This window comes from Candidatus Paraluminiphilus aquimaris (assembly GCF_026230195.1).
Classification (GTDB): Bacteria; Pseudomonadota; Gammaproteobacteria; order Pseudomonadales; family Halieaceae; genus Luminiphilus; species Luminiphilus aquimaris.
Genome location: NZ_CP036501.1, coordinates 1257812 through 1276597 on the forward strand (window position 1 = coordinate 1257812; position 18786 = coordinate 1276597).

At 47.8% G+C, this 18786-nt stretch carries 14 protein-coding genes; 10 read left to right on the forward strand and 4 right to left on the reverse strand.

Going from position 1 to position 18786, the window contains the following annotated elements; genetic code table 11:
• Positions 1 to 208: 208 nt before the first annotated feature.
• Positions 209 to 1675 (reverse strand): ketol-acid reductoisomerase, encoded by a 1467-nt coding sequence (gene ilvC, locus E0F26_RS05820; RefSeq protein WP_279243105.1) that lies wholly within the window; start codon positions 1673 to 1675, stop codon positions 209 to 211.
• A 583-nt stretch (positions 1676 to 2258) separates the two neighbouring features.
• Between ilvC and msrP the strand changes: the two genes are divergently transcribed.
• The 6 genes from msrP to E0F26_RS05850 all read left to right on the forward strand — a co-directional run bounded on the left by msrP (position 2259) and on the right by E0F26_RS05850 (position 8985).
• Positions 2259 to 3236 (forward strand): protein-methionine-sulfoxide reductase catalytic subunit MsrP, encoded by a 978-nt coding sequence (msrP, locus tag E0F26_RS05825; RefSeq protein WP_279243106.1) that lies wholly within the window; start codon positions 2259 to 2261, stop codon positions 3234 to 3236.
• Positions 3220 to 3861, forward strand: coding sequence for a protein-methionine-sulfoxide reductase heme-binding subunit MsrQ (locus E0F26_RS05830; protein WP_279243107.1), 642 nt, complete (start codon positions 3220 to 3222; stop codon positions 3859 to 3861). Before msrP ends, E0F26_RS05830 begins: the two co-directional genes overlap by 17 nt.
• A gap of 264 nt (positions 3862 to 4125) precedes the next feature.
• Positions 4126 to 5265: a glycosyltransferase family 4 protein gene (locus E0F26_RS05835; protein ID WP_279243108.1), complete on the forward strand. Its 1140-nt coding sequence runs from the start codon at positions 4126 to 4128 to the stop codon at positions 5263 to 5265.
• 159 nt (positions 5266 to 5424) lie between these two features.
• Positions 5425 to 6168, forward strand: a complete 744-nt coding sequence (locus tag E0F26_RS05840) for a hypothetical protein (RefSeq protein ID WP_279243109.1) — start codon at positions 5425 to 5427, stop codon at positions 6166 to 6168.
• Positions 6169 to 6283: 115 nt separating this feature from the next.
• The gene (locus tag E0F26_RS05845; protein ID WP_279243110.1) at positions 6284 to 8422 is read left to right on the forward strand and encodes a YjbH domain-containing protein; all 2139 of its coding nucleotides are present in this window, start codon (positions 6284 to 6286) and stop codon (positions 8420 to 8422) included.
• On the forward strand, positions 8419 to 8985 hold the full coding sequence (locus tag E0F26_RS05850) for a hypothetical protein (protein WP_279243111.1): 567 nt from the start codon (positions 8419 to 8421) through the stop codon (positions 8983 to 8985). The genes E0F26_RS05845 and E0F26_RS05850 overlap by 4 nt, the downstream gene beginning before the upstream one ends.
• A 328-nt stretch (positions 8986 to 9313) precedes the next feature.
• On the opposite strand, the gene E0F26_RS05855 is transcribed toward E0F26_RS05850, so the two are convergent.
• The 3 genes from E0F26_RS05855 to E0F26_RS05865 are packed head-to-tail and all read right to left on the reverse strand — an operon-like array spanning position 9314 to position 13256.
• Positions 9314 to 11572: a polysaccharide biosynthesis tyrosine autokinase gene (locus tag E0F26_RS05855; protein WP_279243112.1), complete on the reverse strand. Its 2259-nt coding sequence runs from the start codon at positions 11570 to 11572 to the stop codon at positions 9314 to 9316.
• A 34-nt stretch (positions 11573 to 11606) separates the two neighbouring features.
• Complete coding sequence (locus E0F26_RS05860; RefSeq protein ID WP_279243113.1) at positions 11607 to 12038, reverse strand: low molecular weight protein-tyrosine-phosphatase; 432 nt, start codon at positions 12036 to 12038, stop codon at positions 11607 to 11609.
• A 3-nt stretch (positions 12039 to 12041) separates the two neighbouring features.
• Positions 12042 to 13256 (reverse strand): polysaccharide export protein, encoded by a 1215-nt coding sequence (locus tag E0F26_RS05865; RefSeq protein ID WP_279243114.1) that lies wholly within the window; start codon positions 13254 to 13256, stop codon positions 12042 to 12044.
• A gap of 88 nt (positions 13257 to 13344) precedes the next feature.
• Between E0F26_RS05865 and E0F26_RS05870 the strand changes: the two genes are divergently transcribed.
• From E0F26_RS05870 to murJ, 4 genes are all read left to right on the forward strand, one after another.
• Positions 13345 to 13713 (forward strand): MarR family EPS-associated transcriptional regulator, encoded by a 369-nt coding sequence (locus E0F26_RS05870; RefSeq protein ID WP_279243115.1) that lies wholly within the window; start codon positions 13345 to 13347, stop codon positions 13711 to 13713.
• 47 nt (positions 13714 to 13760) lie between these two features.
• Entirely contained in the window at positions 13761 to 14651 is an 891-nt protein-coding gene (locus E0F26_RS05875; RefSeq protein ID WP_279243116.1) for a sterol desaturase family protein, read from the forward strand.
• Positions 14652 to 14766: 115 nt separating this feature from the next.
• Positions 14767 to 17289, forward strand: a complete 2523-nt coding sequence (locus tag E0F26_RS05880) for a polysaccharide biosynthesis protein (protein WP_279243117.1) — start codon at positions 14767 to 14769, stop codon at positions 17287 to 17289.
• A 1-nt stretch (position 17290) separates the two neighbouring features.
• Positions 17291 to 18784 carry a murein biosynthesis integral membrane protein MurJ gene (gene murJ, locus E0F26_RS05885; RefSeq protein ID WP_279243118.1) on the forward strand — a complete coding sequence of 498 codons (1494 nt, stop codon included), beginning with the start codon at positions 17291 to 17293 and terminating at the stop codon, positions 18782 to 18784.
• Positions 18785 to 18786: the final 2 nt, after the last annotated feature.

An 18786-nucleotide genomic window follows, 5' to 3' on the forward strand; every position in this document is an offset into this window, starting at 1 on the left:
TTGCCTCGTTTTTCGGCTTTTTATTTTTGAGTTCTATTTTTTTGGAACCCTAAATGCCAGTAGGAGTGTGCCCGCAGTTGGGCCTAATTACGAAACAAAAATACACATGATCTTCGCAGGCTGGTGGACGAGGGTTTATCCACGTCAAAAAAAAACGGCCCGTTGCTTGCGCAGCGGGCCGTTTGATTCGTTCATGATGTTAGAGGCTTTAGATCGCCTGCATACCTGTCATGTAACCACGAAGCTCTTCACCAATGAGCTCGACGGGGTGGTTGCGGATTTCCGCGTTAACTGCGATGAGTGTCTTGTTGTCTACCGCATTGTTGCCACCCATGCCACCACCGATAACATCAGCGCCAAGACCGGCTACGAAGTCCTTGAGCATTGGACGTGCTGCTTGGTCGAATAGGTAGTTACCGTATTCGGCCGTGTCAGAGATCACCACGTTCATCTCGTAAAGCTTCTTACGTGCAATGGTGTTGGCGATAAGTGGTGTTTCGTGGAGCGACTCGTAATAAGCCGACTCGTCGATAATGCCCGCGGAGACCATAGTCTCGAAAGCAAGCTCCACGCCCGCCTTAACCATGGCAACCATGAGAATGCCTTGGTCGTAGTAAGTCTGCTCATCGATGTTCTGATCAGTGAGCGGCTGCTCTTCAAACGCGGTTGCGTTAGTTTCAGCACGCCATGTCAGCAGATTGATATCGTCGTTCGCCCAGTCAGCCATCATGGTCTCTGAGAAGTGACCAGACATGATGTCGTCTTGGTGCTTCTCAAAAAGAGGACGAAGAATTTCTTTCATATCCTCAGCAAGATCGTATGCCTTGATCTTCGCTGGGTTGCTCAGGCGATCCATCATGTTCGTGATGCCGCCGTGCTTAAGTCCTTCGGTGACGGTCTCCCAGCCGTTCTGAACAAGCTTGGCTGCATAGCCACGCTCAATGCCGAGTTCAACCATGCGGTCGAAGCAGAGGATCGACCCCGTTTGGAGCATACCGCAGAGGATTGTCTGCTCACCCATGAGATCTGATTTCACTTCAGCGATGAACGATGACTCGAGGACGCCTGCGCGGTGACCGCCCGTACCGGCCGCATACGCTTTAGCCAGTTCGAAGCCCTCACCGTTTGGATCGTTCTCACGGTGAACTGCGATTAAAGTAGGGACACCAAAGCCGCGGAGGTATTCCTCGCGCACTTCAGTTCCAGGGCACTTAGGCGCGACCATGATGACAGTAATGTCATCACGAACCTTCATACCTTCCTCAACGATGTTGAAACCGTGTGAGTATGAAAGGCAGGAGCCGTGCTTCATAAGTGGCTGCACTGCGTTAACGACATCGGTGTGCTGCTTGTCAGGAGTGAGGTTGAGAACCATATCTGCCTGAGGGATGAGGTCTTCATAAGTGCCGACAGTGAACCCGTTCTCAGTGGCGCGAAGGAAAGACGCGCGCTGCTCAGTGATCGCTGCCTCGCGCAGTGCGTAGGACACATCCAAACCGCTATCGCGAAGATTCAATCCTTGGTTAAGGCCCTGAGCACCACAACCGACGATGACGATCTTTTTGTCCTTAATGGCCTCGACGCCGTTGGAAAACTCTTCTGGCTCCATGAAACGGCACTTGCCAAGTTCTTCCAGCTGCACGCGTAAGGGCAGGGTGTTGAAGTAGTTACTCACTAGGGACTCCTCGTCTCGAAATTCTAGGTGGTGCTTTTAATGCGTTGTTAATACGGGGCGCATAATGTAGTGGTTGACGAGGCCTGCGTAAATGTTAGGACCGCACAAAGCGCGGGAAAAAATCTAATTACCGGGCATTTCGGTGCGTGATCTAGCTCATTCACCAAAATATGCCGGAATTTAAGCCGCCAGAACCCGCGATGATTGCGTTGATGTTGGGACCGTCCGAAGAGTGCTTTGCAGCCAATGCAGTGCCGCTCTGCGACGAGGGAGTTAGGACCTTCGTTCTTTTAAAATGATGTTTCATAAACCACAGGGCCATGTGGTCTTGCCTTACTCCAAGTGAGTTCGTGTCTTCGTGGTTAGGTGCCGGTCTAGGCTGTGAATATCACCGCATATTTTCACATTTAATGACGAACTCGAGACGCGTTTTAAACTCCAAGTCGTATAGCATTTGGAAGGTACACGTAATCACCCGAAGCGTTGTTTGCCTCTTGGCACATTTAGGTGGTCAAGTGCGGTGCCCGCGCAACACTGAATTGCGGCCGCAATAAATTGATCATGGAGAATTGGAGCAGTAAAAATGTCGAAAAAGCCTTGGCAGGATTATCCCCAGATAGCCTCTTCTGAGATAACACCGGAGTCGGTATGGCTTAATCGCCGAAACCTTATGAAAGCGGCGACCGCGAGTGCAGGTTTGGTCATGGCCGGTGAGACGCTCGCTCAACCAAAACAGCTCAAGGAACTTTCTTTTTTACCCGCAGTCGACGGCACCCCCTTTAAAGCCACCGAAGAATTGACGCCATACGAGGCGGCCACTACCTACAACAACTTTTACGAGTTCGGCACCAATAAGTCGGACCCTGCACGGTATGCGGGTAGCATGACTACCGATCCGTGGGAGATAAAAGTCGGTGGTCTGGTAAATAAGCCAGGCAAACTGAACCTCGAGGACATTATGAGCGACTTCGACCTAGAAGAGCGCATCTACCGTTTTCGCTGTGTTGAGGCGTGGTCAATGGTGGTGCCGTGGATTGGTTTTCCACTTTCAAAGCTTCTTGAGCGTTTCGATCCCAAGTCAGAAGGTAAGTTTGTTGAGTTTAAAACCTTATATCGCCGAAGTGAGATGCGCGGTACGCGATCCTTCACCTCAATCATTGATTGGCCCTACCGGGAAGGATTGCGCATGGATGAGGCAATGAATCCCCTGACATTAATGACGGTTGGTTTATACGGAAAAACGCTGCCTAACCAGAGCGGGGCGCCGCTTAGGCTGGTTGTTCCGTGGAAATACGGCTTTAAGAACATCAAGTCGATTGTTGAAATAAACGTGACTGATCGTCAGCCAAAGACGAGTTGGCAAGACCTTGCACCTCAAGAATACGGCTTTTACGCAAACGTAAACCCCAAGGTGAGCCACCCCCGGTGGTCGCAAGCTTATGAACGTCGCTTGCCTTCTTCGCTATTCAATCCAAGCCGTGTGAAAACCCAAATGTTTAACGGCTACGGTGGGCAAGTTGCGAGTATGTACAAAGGAATGGATCTTGCCCGCTTCTACTAGCAGTCGCCGTTTTCCAGTGGTGATACCGCCTGCATGGAATCCCGCTGCGCGGGCTTTTTTCTTCTTACTCTGCTTGGTTCCATTTCTCGCGCTGAGTAACGCCGTTATTTCAGACTCGCTTGGTCCCGACCCTGCCGAGCATTTGATGCACGTCACGGGCGAATGGGTCATGCGTTTCATGGTGTTGGTGCTCGCCGCAACGCCACTCGCACGGTGGGGTTGGCCGCGCCTTGCGCGATATCGCCGGATGCTGGGTTTATATGCCTGGTTTTATGCAACGTTGCATTTACTTGTCTTTGCTCAGGTCTATATCGGATGGAGTGGCGGGATACTTGTTGAGGAATTGGCAAAGCGCCCATATGTGTTGGTTGGGTTTCTCGCTTGGCTCATCTTAGTGCCGCTCGGTATTACCTCGGCCAACAGCATACGTCGCAAAATGGGTCGCAATTGGCGCAAGCTCCACAAGCTGACTTATGCGGTAGCCATTCTGGGCTGGTTACATTTGCTCTGGCTGTCTCGATCAGATGTGGGCGATGCTGTGGTGTACGGGGTTATATTCGTCCTGCTCTTTCTATATCGCCTGTGGAACTGGCAATCTAAAGCAGTGCTTCACAAAGCGAGTTGATTGCTTTTTACGGAGCGCGGGAGGCACCGTCGTGCGACTTGCTGTGCGCTGGCGTGATTTGGTTCGACAAACAAAATTCAGCCCCTTAACCAGGCAGAGCTCTCCCTATTTCGGTCATCCGACCCCTGTCGCTTTTGTTGCAATGTGCAAATCACCTAAAGAAAAACCTGCCGCTGCCGCGTATCTGTAACAAAGACATGAAACACTGCCCACAAATGAGATGACGCCGCTGGGAGCGCCATCGTCCACAGGTATCGACCGATCATGAGTTTCACAGACCGTTTAGGATTTACCGTCAGTCAGGCTATTGCGGCCTGGGTGCTGGTGTTCCTTGTCGGTGGCGCCGCAGGTGTCGTGGCGATGCTTTTGTGTCACTACCTGATGACGTTTGGTGGTGAAGACTCAGCTGACAAACATGGCATTTCGAAGGTGACCGCGAGCCGAGTGGGTGGTATCGCAGTCGTTGGGTACATGCTCATTCACCTCGGCTATCAATATTTCACAGGTTTGTATTCGCCGTCATTTGCCGAAAACTCAGTTTTCCTCACGGCCATCACATACTTTGCGCTGGGCTTCTTCGAAGATTTACGCGGCAATCTATCTGCAAAGTTGCGGTTTGGGCTGATGGCAGTGATCGCTGCTGGGACACTCCTGCTCTCACCTCACCTAGTATTGGGGCCTGTTGGAATTTTCTTCGTTGATGCGGCTGTTTCAACACAGATCACAGCACTCTTGTTTACTGCCCTTTGCGTTGCTTACATTCCAAATGCTTTCAATACGGCTGATGGGGCTAACGGGCTGGTGTCTGGTGTATCATTTGCAACACTTACGGGCCTGAGCGCGGTTGCTCCCCCAGAGTTGTTACCTTTTATTGCGTCGGGCGCAGTGGGTTGTCTGATCTTTATGATTTTCAACGTCATTAGCGGGCGTTTTTTCCTTGGAGATGGCGGTGCTTATTTCCTCGGAGCGTTTTGTGGTCTCTCTGTCGTGCTTATTGCTAACCAAACCGACGCCTCTGTCTGGTGGCTGCTTTCGATGATTTTTTATCCGGTAGTAGACTTAATGTGGAGCATGGGTAGACGCGCTTTGGACCGTAAATCACCGTTTGAGCCCGATAATCAGCATTTTCACAACGTACTCTTTGCTTGGTTGGACACAGACAAGCGAAGCAGTGTCGTTGCAAATACGAGCTGCGGTATTGGCATCGCGGTGGTTTTTGCCGGCTTACCATTGGCCATTTTTTCCACTGGATTTATTGCTGCAGACTCACTCAATTGGTTCTGGGTGGTAGTATTACAGTGGCTGGTATATGGCGCTGGATGGCGCTACCTGAATCAGCGTCTCTGTTTGTTGCCAGATGACTCGCCGGTTGAGAGCGCTAGGGTACAGGGCGCGGCAAGTTAAGAAAAAGCCGGCTTGGTTGGTTTAACTTGCTAAAAGCCAAGGTTAGGTGCTGATTTGTGACTTTTCAGGCACATATGTGTTGAGAGTAGTCGAATTCAGGCCTATAGTTCTTACGACAGTCGACAATTGTTCCCAAAATTCGACGGGGGATTTTGAAACGTGAATTTCAAGACAAAACGATCAGTAGCCACTACGCGCGCAGTGATCTCAGCTATGTTGTCCACGCAGCTGATGATTGGGCAGGTGTACGGACAGACCGGAAGTGAAGGTGCTGCAGGTACGCCCGGCGCCACAGGTGGCGCGGCCGGAAGCACAGGCGGTGCTGCAGGTGGAGCAACCGGTGGTGCGGCAGGAGGAGCGACCGGTGGTGCTGCTGGTGCAGGTACGCCCGGGGCCACAGGTGGTGCGGCCGGTAGTACAGGCGGTGCTGCAGGTGGAGCAACCGGTGGTGCGGCAGGAGGAGCGACCGGTGGTGCTGCTGGTGGCGCGGCAGGCGGAGCAGCGGGTGGCGCAGCAGGAGCTGTTTCCGGTGCCGTTGGCTCAGTCGTTGGGACGCTGGGTGTGGCGGGTGCTGTAGCAGCCGGTGTTGTTGCGGCAGCCGCGGTTGTAGAGGTTGCTGACCAAATTAGTGACGACCCTGAGCCAGAACCAGAACCTCAGCCTGAACCGGAGCCAGAACCCGAACCTCAGCCTGAGCCAGAACCCGAACCTCAGCCTGAACCGGAGCCTGAACCCGAACCTCAGCCTGAACCGGAGCCTGAACCGGAGCCTGAACCCGAACCTCAGCCTGAACCCGAACCTGAGCCGCCAATTACGACAGGCACAACCACTACGGGTACAACGGGCACAGGTGGCAGTGGCGGTGGCACGGGTACGACGACGACGGGTACGACCGGCACCTAATATCTGGGAAGTTTAAAAGGGGCCAATTGGCCCCTTTTTTCTATCTACTCGCCGTTTGCAGTTGTTTTCAGAAGGTATATTGGATGCTGGTGGCGCAATAGTTGAAAAGAAATAAATGAAGAGAGTTTCCTGCACGCTATTTAGGTTGACTACGCTGGGTCTAGCAGCGAACACGCTGTCTCGTTGCGGGGCGTGTCTTGTTCTGCTGATTCTGAGTGCAAGCTTGTCATTTAGTACGACGAAGGTTTACGCCTCTGACTACGGTACCACTGGACTCATCGATATACCGACCGCGCGCATGCGCAGTGACGCGACGTTGGCCTTTACTGCTGGATATGATCAGCGCCACCGCCAGTTTGCCATTACTTATCAAGCGACACCTTGGCTTGAGGCCACGTATCGATACACAGGCTTTACTGAGTTTTTCTACTGGGATCGAAACTATGAAGCCAAGGTCCGTTTGTTTGAGGAGGATGATTATTTTCCTTACCAACCGGCGCTTGCAGTGGGTATCCGCGACATGGTGGGAACCGGTGTTTTTGGCTCCGAGTATGTGGTTGCGTCAAAACGTTTCGGTAACTTAGACGCCACCCTCGGTGTGGGTTGGGGGCGCCTTGCGGGTAAAGGACAGTTTGACAACCCCCTTGGTTACATTGCCGAGCGATTTGAGACGCGTCCCCGCTATTCGGGTCAGGGTGGAACGGTAGAGCTTGGTAACTTTTTCTCCGGTAAAAAAGCGAGCTTGTTTGGTGGTTTCAGCTACGAGTTCGACAGCCTTCCAATTACCTTTACTGCTGAGTACAACCCTGACCAGTATGATTGGGATTTCAGTCGGGGCGGTGATCGACCTAGCTCTCCGATCTCCGCAGGGATCACGTGGCACGCTCAGGATAACGTTGATATCGCTATTACTGCGCAACACGGTGATGAGCTTGCTCTTCGCTTTACCTCCTACTTTGATGGGCTAGCCGAGCCAGCCAAACAGTTGCCTGAGGAAGTTATCTCGAGTTTTTACTTGCCGCAGGATAAATTTCCCGCGGGTTATCAAAAAGCGCGTTGGTTTGACCGCTTAGTGTTTGATGCAGAGAGAACGGGCTTAATCGTACTCGAGGCAAGCTTATCGCGCGACGAGTCTCAAGTTGAGCTGGTAGTGGGTAACGCCGATTTTCAACTCTGGAGCGACGCGCTGTCTCAGCATATCGCTTTGGCTGACTTGCACCTCCCAGCCACTGTGGAGACGTTGTATTTTGTTGTTGAAGAGGCAGGTCATCGCGTTGCTAGCGTGGTATTGCCCCGTCCTTCTTATGGTGCGGGGGTAGAGGATCGCGATCTACTTGGGCGCTCACGCTTGCTGTCAGGTCGAACACTAACTGATCCCACCTATCGCACCTCATTCGTTACAGGACAGCTTAATACGGCGGTTAATCTACGAACCCGATTTCAATTTTTTGATCCCGACGACCCTGCACGCTATCAGCTCTATGTGGCGGTAGATTCTGAATATGCGCTTTCCAATCACTGGTCGATTAAGTCATCCCTTGCTTTCAATATTGAGCAAAACTTTGATGAAAGTAAGCGTCGCGAATCGGACTCTGTGTTACCACCGGTTAGAACGGATGTGGTGAAGTACCTCGATGACGGCGCAACGAGAGTTGAAGCGCTTATTGTCGAGGGGCGAGACACAATAGGCACTAATCTGCATTACCGGGTCTTCGGAGGCGTACTTGAGCAGATGTTCTCGGGCGCGGGCGGTGAGGTGCTTTACTGGCCCTCGCAAAGTCGCCTTGCCTTTGGCGCGAGTCTCGCGTACGCGAAACAGCGTGATTATGACGGTCGATTTGGGCTGAGGGGCTACGACGCGGTAACGGGGTTCGTATCGGCCTACTATGCTTCGCGCTTTTACAACTACGACTTTGGCGTACACCTAGGACAGTACTTGGCGAAAGATAAGGGCGCCACGTTTGAGGTTCGTCGAACCTTCCGTAATGGCTGGCAGGTCGGTCTGTGGGCAACATTTACCGACGTGTCTTCCGAGGACTTTGGCGAGGGATCTTTCGACAAGGGTATGTTCTTTCAAATACCCTTAAGCAGTCTTTTCAATAATGCGCCGTCGCGCTCAATGCTTAGCTCGGGACTTAGGCCCATCCAGCGCGATGGTGGGCAACGCCTAGATGGATACGCCGGACAAATTTTCTGGGACGTACGCTCTGCGCGGTATGAAGCCTTCCAACCAGAGGAGAGGATGCTGCCATGATCAATTCCCTAAAGGGTTTGAAAACATCATCCTGCGTTTCGCTGTCAGTCGCACTGTTACTCATGGTTATCAGTGGCTGTGCGGTCAGGTTCCCGCAGGTGGAAGCGCTGAGTGAATTAGTTGAGGCTGAATTTGCTCAGCGCGGAATCACCGCGGATGTTCCGAGCGATACCCGGTGGCAGGCAAGTTACAATGGCGCAGGGCGTCTGCTGACACCTTATTCCGAGGGCGATCTCACGGTCTTTGTCAGTAAGGAGGGCGACGCCATTGCCTTTGACGGCTGGGTTGTTCGCTCACTGGGAGGCTTCGGTGAGAACACAATAGCCAGCGTAGTCGATACAGAACACTATCGTGTCTATCGCTCTGGTGGCGAGGTGGTTGCGCGTGAACCGCTTTGCGAAGCCTGGGTCAGTGCCCCTATAGAAGGCGAGGGCCAGGAGTGGCGCCAGGCGTGTGGCAGCCATGGGACGAATTTTATAACGTTGAATGACGATGGTCTCATTGTCGGTATCGAGCAAGTGATGAATGCTGCGGGTATGCGCATCTCATTGCGCAAGCTCTGAATCAAGTTAGTTCGGCTGATGTCCAAAACTTTGCACGGATTTGAGAATAGGCTCGGTGATTGGCCCTTTCATTCCCGTTGTCCACGTTACACAGCCGTCAGGTCTAAATTAAGACACACGCAATCCAACGTATAGTAAAGAAAGGTTCACTTAGCTAGAGGTGGATCAGCCCTATCATTTACCGATTTTACGATCGTGTGTAAGCCCACTCCAGTTGCAACGGCAGCAGGACTGCGACCACACTCTATTGAGGGACTCAAAATTTGAGCGAATGAGCTTTGAGCATGACTGCGTCATGCTCACAGAGATGAGCAAAATAGAATTTGCCCTAGGCTTTTTCTGATTTGTAGGTGTATCCATAACCGTAGCCGTAGTAGCCACCGTAGCCGTAGTAGTTGCTGAGACGTTTCTCGACACCATTGAGTACTGCGCCTGTAACCTTTGACCCATCCCGCGCCAGTCGGCTGGTTGCATGCTCAATCTCGCGCTTAGAGGTTTTGTCAAAGCGGCAAACGAGCAAAGTGTTACCAGTGACCTGTCCGACAATCGCAGCGTCTGTGACCGCCAAGATGGGGGGCGTATCGAAAATAATCAAATCGTAGTCGTTGCAGGCCTCATCTACCAACGCCTGCAGCCGCTGGTGGTGTAGGAGCTCTGATGGGTTGGGTGGTGTTTTACCCCGGGTCACAACATCGAGATTCTCGATGTTACTCGAAAACACGACGTCTGAGAGTGCCGACTGGCCACTCAAGTATTCCGAAAGGCCATCCTTGTTAGTTTTGTTCATATACCGATGCAGGTAACCTCGTCGCATATCCGCGTCAACCAAAAGCACCTTCTGACCGGCTAAAGCACACACCGTGGCCAAGTTTACTGAAATAAAGGATTTACCCACGCCGGGGCTTGGCCCCGAGATCATGACCGCCTTGTTGGAGGCTTCGGAGAGATTAAAATATAGGCTGGTGCGAAGGTTACGAAGCATCTCGACCGCAAGGTCGGTAGGCTCTTTCTCCGCCAGAATATTTAAACCCTTCTTTGCCTTATGCCCTTTCTTACCGTCATTAAACAGGTCATCCCAGCGCTGTTGCTCGTCTGAGAACGGAATACTGGAAAAAACAGACAAGCCCGTAGACTCAATTTGGTCTGCTGATTCAACTCCTCGATAAATAGCTCTTTGCAATAACACCCACACGACACCGGTCAAGCCACCTAAGAGCGTGCCAAGCACGACAATTAGTGATTTTTGAGGTGCCACTGGCGCAGAGCGATCGACAATGGCGGTGTCGATAATACGTACGTTACCCACGGTACTTGCGCGGGCAACTTCCATCTCCTGGGCTTTGTAAAGCAACAGCTCATAGATACCACTCGCCACTTCAACGTCGCGGCGCAGACTGACAAGTTGCTGCTGGGTATCGGGCAGCGCCTCGATGCGTCGGTTAAAACGCGCACGCTCTGAAGTGAGCTGGCGGTACTGCTCTTCCGCCGCAAGTACGTTAGGGTGGTTGCTTGTAAAACGACGATTCAGCTCGACGCGCTCTAGTTCAAGTTCTTGAATGCGTGTGTCAAGTTCTACCAACTGGGAGAGTACCGCTTGGTTTTCGGCAGTCACATCGATCGATTGATTCTCAGACGCAAACTGGTTGAACGCAGCTTCCGCTGTCTGCACGTCTCTCTGGATGTAGGGGATCTGCTCACGCATAAAATTGAGGCTGTTCTCCGCCTCAGCGGATAACCGACTGATATTTTGGTCAACATAGACTTTAGCAACCTCGTTGAGGATGGCCTCAGCACGACCTGCGTCGGCGTCTTTATAGGAGATGCGTATGATGCCGGACTGTCTTCCTGCCTCACTAACCGATAACGATTCCTGCACCTCTTGAATGGCTGCAAGCCAATGATTCTCGAATATTAAAAATTCCGTGCCTGGGCGTGCAGAGAGATCGGAGACGAACACTGACACAAGGTCACCGTCGGCTGCTTCGCCAACTGCACCGCTCACCAAAGTGAGCCCTGCTTCGGTAATAAGAGAGAAGGTGTCTCCACCCTTTGAGACGAGTGTGAGTGGTTCCCCAAGCAATGAGGAATCAACTTCAAGCCGATCTACGGCTATGCGCTCCCCCCCCCACGCGTACGTGCTGAGTCCGAAAAATGGACTGCCAAACTTCGATTCATCAGAAGGCTCGAATCGTCTTGCCAGCGCCTTGCCAATTAAAGGGGAGTATTTTGGTTCAACATTGGTCGTCAGCGACAAGTTCTCGACCGCCGTGCCAATGACCGATCGTGATTTGATGATCTCTAGCTCAGCTTGAGTAGAAGACTCTGAGGCAAACGCTTCAGCAAGGTCCTCAAGACCGGGAAGGCTGGCAGTCTTCTCCTCGACCTGAAGGAGCGCACCGGCCTGATAAATCGGTGTTGAGATAAGTGCTACGGCAACAGAGAGTATTATTGCTACGGTTGTGATGCTGATAATTGTCCATCTTTTATCGAGCAGGGCCCCGAGGAGGCCAAGCAGGTCTATCTCGTCTTCGGCCGTACCTGTGTTTTGGGTTCCTTGCGGAAAATCGCTCTTTGCTTGCTGATCCATTGTGTTTTTGTGTCCCCAGATTGTCACGCGTAGTTTACGCGAGGTGCTTTAGCCATGTCTCGATCGCGGCGTCTATTTCGTCATAAACCAGCGAGAAAAAGGTCGCGGGTTTAAGGTGGGGGTCAACAATGTTTTTATTACCCAGCCATTTCCCCAGTTTAAAGGTTTTTCCTCGGGCTTCGGGGTAGCGCTTGATAAGGCGACGTAAGTGGTCGTCGTCCATCACTAAAATTAAGTCAGCGCTCGATACGATGGGCGTGTTTATTTGCCGCGCAAGGTGCGACCCCATGTTAACACCTCGCTCCAAAGCTACCTCGCAGCCAGTTGCCTCTGCGCCCTTGTCAACGAGCGCGGAGAGTCCTGCAGAAGATACGCCAACGCTGGGTGCCTTTGAGGTGAGCGCATACTCTGCGTAGGGGCTCCGGCAGATATTGCCAGTGCAAACCATAAGCACATTCTTAAACATCTGCTACTGCCCAAGACGGTCTATGTTGAATAGCCCTTGTAATGAAGGCAGTACATTAGAGACCCAACGGTTCCAGCGTGTAATGGGGGCGGCGGTTACGTACACCACATCCCGCTGTTGCAGCATAAACTGATCTCCCAGTGCCAGCGCCCAAGCCTCGGAGACGTCAAGCTGGAAAATATCAACGACACCGTCGTATTCCGACCGGCGTATTACGTACACCCCACGTCCATCAGCTCGCGCCTCTTGAATACCGCCCGCATTCGATAGCGCCTGCGTGAGGCTAAGCGGACGGTTCGTCATTGGTAGCGTCTGGGGTTGAACAACTTCTCCCAGGACAAACACCTGTCGAAGCTCATTGGGGGCTACATGCACCACGTCACCATGCTGCAGCCGAACATTAGCTGTCAGATCCCCTTCGTAAAGGATGTTGTAGAGCGGTGTGACCGCGGTGGTGTCGCCTCGCGTCAATCGAACGTCAAATAGGTCCGCATTGTCGGTTAGACCGCCCGCGAGATTGATGGCTTCCACAAGCTTTATGGGGACATCGGTAATGGGGTAGGTGCCTGGCGTCGTCACCGACCCCGCCATAAAAAATCGCTGGCTGCGGTATTCGGCAATGCGCACTTCTAATTGTGGGCTTTCAATGAAATTAGCGAGTTTTTGCGCAAGCTCAGTCCGAAGCTCTGCGACCGTTCGGCCTTTTGCCAAGACTGACCCAACAAACGGGTAGTAAATAGTACCGTCGTCTCGGACCACATTGCCTTGCTCGCGGGCGTTGTTGAACGAGCCAAAGGGCGCAGTGAGCTCTGGGTGGTCCCAAACAATAATACTGAGTACATCCCCAACGCCCATTCGGTACTGGTAGGGTCTGCTTAAGTCGTCCTCGACTAACAGTGAGTTCACCACTGGGGTTGGTCGTTGAGACGTATTCGAGCCGCTCAACATGGCGGGCGTTATCTTAATCCTTGACACAGCAAGCGCTGGCGAATCCACCTTGGCACTGGGCCACGCAAATACTTCTGAGCTCATACCGCTGCCTGGTATGACGGTGCACCCAGTAGAGAGTGCGCTAAGTATCAAAGCACCCCATGTTAGCTTTAAATATTCAGCTTTAAACGTTTTAACCACTTTTGGTCCCCAGAGTTTAATCAATTGCGTCCAACCGTTGATATTATCACCTGTTTGCCGCTCTGCGACGACAAAAAGAATAGGCATTTCTCACCATTGTCACTAATGTCGCAAAAGAGCAATTCTTCAATGAATCGGCATACAGTTTCGCACTGCCTATGTTAGTGTTCACGTCATGAACAGTGATTATCAGCAATCCACTAAGATAAACCGCGAAAAACTGCGCCTCGAGGTCATGCGTGTGGTTGAGGCAAACCCCGAGAAGAGCCAGCGCGAGATTGCACGCGAGCTTGGCGTGTCGCTTGGTGGCGTAAATTACGCAATGAAGGCTCTCGTTGAGCGAGGGCTGGTAAAGGCAAAGAATTTTGGTCGGTCTGATAACAAGCTCGGCTACGTCTATGTACTGACGCCTCAGGGAATTAAGCAGAAAAGTGAGCTCGCGGCGAGCTTTTTGAGTCGAAAGCTCGAGGAGTATGAGTTGCTTAGGCAGGAGATAGAGGTCCTGAGGAGGGAGATTGTCGACGAGGAAGAGGCTGGGTCGTGATAAAGGCTCTTATCGTATTTTATATTAATGGGATAGTTTAAAGCTAAATGATTGACGCATTATATAATAAAATTTTTAGTCATTTTTATGATTCTAGCTGGATATACTCTGGCTTAATGCTTTTGTCATTTTCCATTCTGTTAATTATTGATTTCTTTATTAATAGACAAGAGAGCGCCATTTCCCGATTAGTAGCTAAAGAAAAATCTATCAAAATAGATTGTATCGTCTTTTTGCTAGATGCACTGAAGTTATTTCCATTTCTTGTTTTTATATGGACTTTCGGTATTCCTTGGCTTGTTAAATACCCTATTAATAGCAATTTAAACATTAATTTCTTGCATATTATTCACAACCCAATTTTACAATCTATTATTTATATTGTTGCATTGGACTTCTTGGGTTACTGGGCTCATAGGGTTTTACATAGAATAGATTTTCTCTGGGAAATTCATAAACTTCATCATTCAGCTAGCAGTATGAATATAATGACCGCAAACCGCAGACACCCACTTGAAACGGGATTTAGATGGGTTTTTTTTGCGTTACCTTTAGCTCTTATTGGAGCGCCAATCGAAACTTTTATTGCCGCAACGCTTTTTTCAATAGTTTCAGGTCAGGTCCATCACTTGAACGCTAATTGGTGCTTCGGAATTATTGGTAAATATTTACTTGTTTCGCCGATGTACCACAAAATACATCACTCAATAGAAGATCATCATTTTGACAAAAATTTCGCTATTAGATTCTGCATATGGGATAGAGTTTTTGGTACCTACTGCGCACCAGAAATACAACCAATTACTATAGGGTTGCGATGTAATAACTTTAATGAACTCGGATATCTTAAGGCGCTAATAAGTTCTACACAATCATCAATTCAAAAAGTAAAAATTCGATGTTCATATCCTAAATTCATAAAGGACGATGTAAAATAATGTCATCCTTATTGCCGTATGTCCATTACCATCACTATACTATTAAATTAATCGCTATATGATATTGTGCTAAATATCCTGATATTCCTTAATACGGTTTTCAACGGTGTTAGATATGTTTAAAAGCAATGAAAATAACTCAGAATCTGAAATACACATAGACTGGATTCAAGCTATTTGTAGCATCCCTAGGGGGCTTAAAAAAATTATTCAGATAATATTCGATTTTTCGGTGTTGCTGCCCTTATATGTATTTGTATCATGGTTATTGTATGAAGATGTAAATATTAAAAATGAAATTTTATTTGGGTTGATATTTGTAGTAATTTCATTGACGGCGCTTTATTGGCTAAAAATATATGGTGTGGTCGTCCGATTTTCGGGCTTTAAAATGATGCAGTTGATTGTAATCGCTCAATTAATATCAGTTGTTATTTTGGGTTTAATATCTGTTTTGGTTGATCGCCAGATTATACCGGCAAGCTTTATTCTGTTATTTTTTACGTCTGTATTTTTTATCGGAGGCGGTCGCCTTATGGCCCGTAAAATACTAGATTTTTCAGATACTAATGGAAAAAGAGTTCTCATATATGGAGTGGGAAAAGTAGCAGTTCAACTAATGACTTCAATTAGACGGGAACCAGGGTATGATGTTCTGGGGTTTATTGATGATGGTATCAATTTAACGGGTTTAGAGCTGCACGGATTACCAGTTTTTGCGAATGTAGATTTAGAAGATAAAATAATTGCAAATCAAGTTTCAATAGTCGTTCTTGCTAATCGTGAGCAGGCCATCTTCAAAAATTCAAACCTTCTTGATCGTTTAGAAATTCTTCCGGTGGAAGTAAAGTGTGCACCATTAATAAATGCATATTTGAAGGAAAATGATAATGGTGTCAACTACCTAGAGGAACTAAGGGTCGAAGATATAGTAGGGCGTGAGAGTGTACAGCCAGACCAAGATCTTATGAGAAACAACATCACCAGAAAAGTTGTTTTGATTACTGGCGCTGGTGGTTCCATTGGAAGTGAGTTATGTCGTCAAGTGATTAATCTCTCCCCTCAAAAACTAATTTTGCTTGAGGCCAGTGAGTATGCTTTATTTAGTATCCACCAAGAGCTCGCTGATTATTCTGATAGAGTTCTCCCAGTTCTAGGTTCGGTTTGCGATATCGATTTGGTGGAAAATCTATTGAATAACGAAAAAATTGATACTGTCTATCATGCTGCTGCATACAAGCATGTTCCTTTAGTGGAAGCTAACCCGTTCGTGGGGGTTTACAATAATGTGTTTGGTACAAAAATAATTCTTGATGCTTCAATTCGAGCGGGTGTTAGTTCCTTTACTCTCATTTCAACTGATAAGGCAGTTCGACCAACCAATATTATGGGAGCGTCAAAACGCATTGCTGAAATATTATGTCAGATTGCATCAGCCAGAGGGGCAGCCACAACTATTGCTTCAGTTCGATTTGGGAATGTTATAGGTTCTTCTGGTTCAGTTATTCCAAAATTTAGAGAACAGATACGTAATGGTGGCCCTGTAACAGTGACTCACCCGGAGATTACTCGTTTCTTTATGGGAATACCTGAGGCTTCTGAGTTGGTTATACAAGCTTCATCTATGGCGAAGGGAGGTGATGTTTTTGTATTAGATATGGGAGACCAGGTAAAAATTCTTGATCTAGTTAAAAAATTGATTCGGTTTTCGGGGAAAGTTGTCGAAACTGAGCAGAATAAACATTTAAATCCCATCAAAATTATTTATACAGGGCTTAGGCCAGGAGAAAAACTATATGAAGAGTTGTTGATATCGGGTGAATTTAAAAAGACGTCGCATCCTAAAATAATGCAGTTGAAAGAGCCATGCCCCGATGATCGCAATCATGAACAGTTTTTGGAAAACCTTAATGATGTACTAAAGGTTAGAGATATTAGTGCACTGAAATTGTTGTTGTCGAAAAACAACTTAGGTTACGTGAGTCAAAATGACTCGCAAATTGTTCAGACTAAAAACGAAAAGTCTTTTCAAGCGCTTGGTTCTAAAGACTTATTAGAGGCTACGGAAAAAAAATCAGTGGCAGGTGATACAGGGCTTGAGGATTCACGGGCTGAATGTGAAAGTGCTTTGCAGTCTAAAAGTTTTCCACCTAAATCTGTTCTCGGACTAAAGCAAAAATATTTAATTAATGTCCTACACAAGTATTTTTTGTTGTCCCGAGGTTTAACGATGGGTGTACGTTGTGCGGTATTCAATGATAAAGAAGAAGTACTGTTAGTCAAACATACATATATAGAAGGCTGGCATCTTCCTGGAGGAGGTATAGATATTGATGAATCTGCGGAGGAAGCAGTTTTTCGTGAGGTGCGCGAAGAAACGTCAATTATGCTAAGGGAAAAGCCGAAATTATTAGGTGTTTATCATTCCAAACATGTTAGTAAGCGCGATCATGTAGTGCTTTTCATAGCTGACAAATACTCTAAGGACGAGTCTGTGGATAGTTCATTTGAGATTAGCGCTTCCAAATTTATACCCATAAATAGCCTTCCTGATGATTTAGAAGCTTCATCAAGGTATTGGTTAACTGAGGCCCTTTCAAGAAGAGGTAATAAAACCGATAAGGCCTTAATTTGTTAATATGATAAAGCATATTCTTTTTTCCACCTTAGTAATAAACCTAGGTTTATTGCTGGGTAGGCTTTCTGGCTTTATTAGAGAGTCCTTTGTTGCTGCCACTTTTGGTGTTAGCTCTCAAGCTGATGTTACTTTGCTCATGCTAACTGTGCCCGACTTGCTAGTTAATATTTTGGTTGGTGGAGCTATGGGTGCCGTATTAATTCCCGAATTTAAAGCGAAACCCGACTTTGCAAGAAAGCTACTTTTTCAGGCGGCAGTGTTTTTTGGAGTAATTTTTACATTGGTATCTGCGTTTTTATACTTGAATTCCGTCCTACTTGTTGAAGTGTTTGCTCCAGGATTTGAGGGTGAAAAAAAAATAAAAGCATCCACCAGTTTAAGTTGGGTAATATGGCTTGTTCCACTAACAGTATTGGCTGGAATCACGACAGCCTTCTTACACTCCAAGGAAAAGTTTGCTATTGCTTCATTAGGTACCTTAATAATGAATTCCTCAATTATATCAGGTCTTTTGCTTGTTCAATTTGGACTTGGCTCTGTTTATTGGGTGGCCTTGTTTGTTTTGTTAGGCGGTTTTTTAAGGTTGTCTAGTCAGATTGTTTTCGTTGGATTAAAGTGGGCTCCTATTAGCTCATTTGATTCAATTTTATTGTCCAGAAAAATCGTATACCGATATGTTGGAGCTATCTTCTCAGGAAGTATTTTGCTTATTATCCCAGTTTTAGTAAGAGCATTTTCCTCGTTTTTCGGTGAGGGTAGTTTGGCTGTTATGAACTATTCAAGTAGGCTAATTGAATTTCCGCTTGCTATTGCAATAACAGTCTTATCAGTTAGTTTATTCCCAAAATTGTCAGAAAGTTTTTTATATAATCGTAATCTTTACAAAACCTTGGTTGGCTATGGCTCTCAAGCAATATTAGGAATATCTCTTCTAATAATGATTACTTTGCTTACACTTAGTAGTAATTACATTGATGTTATTTTTAATTATGGAAATATGAAAGACGAGGACCTTCTTGCCATTAAGCAAGTTATTTCTATTGGCCTGTTTGCTCTTCCTTTGCAGGGTATGGCTGTATTTTTGTCAGCGGTGTTTTACTCGCAAAAAAATACGAAAACACCATTAATAATAAATTTTTTAGGTCTGGTAGTATTTTATTTAACATATACAAGCAACGCGTTTGGCTTTGAACTTAGTTCAATAATGATGAGTATGGTTTGCGGGTACGGATTTATATTTTTGTTGCAGATATTTTTGGTCAAAATAGACGGAGAAGGTATTTTTCATCTAATTCTTAAAAGTGAATTTTTAACTGGCTTGGTTTTTTCGTCAATTTTGCTTTATCTCTTAATTTCGATTTTAGATACTGCGAATTTTGATCCCCTTCTTACTATTCTACTGGCTATTTTAATTGGATTGCTGTCACTGTTTTCTCTTGCTATGTTCAATTGCGATTTCAGATTAATGATCAAAAAAAGGGTGCCACTCAATTGAAG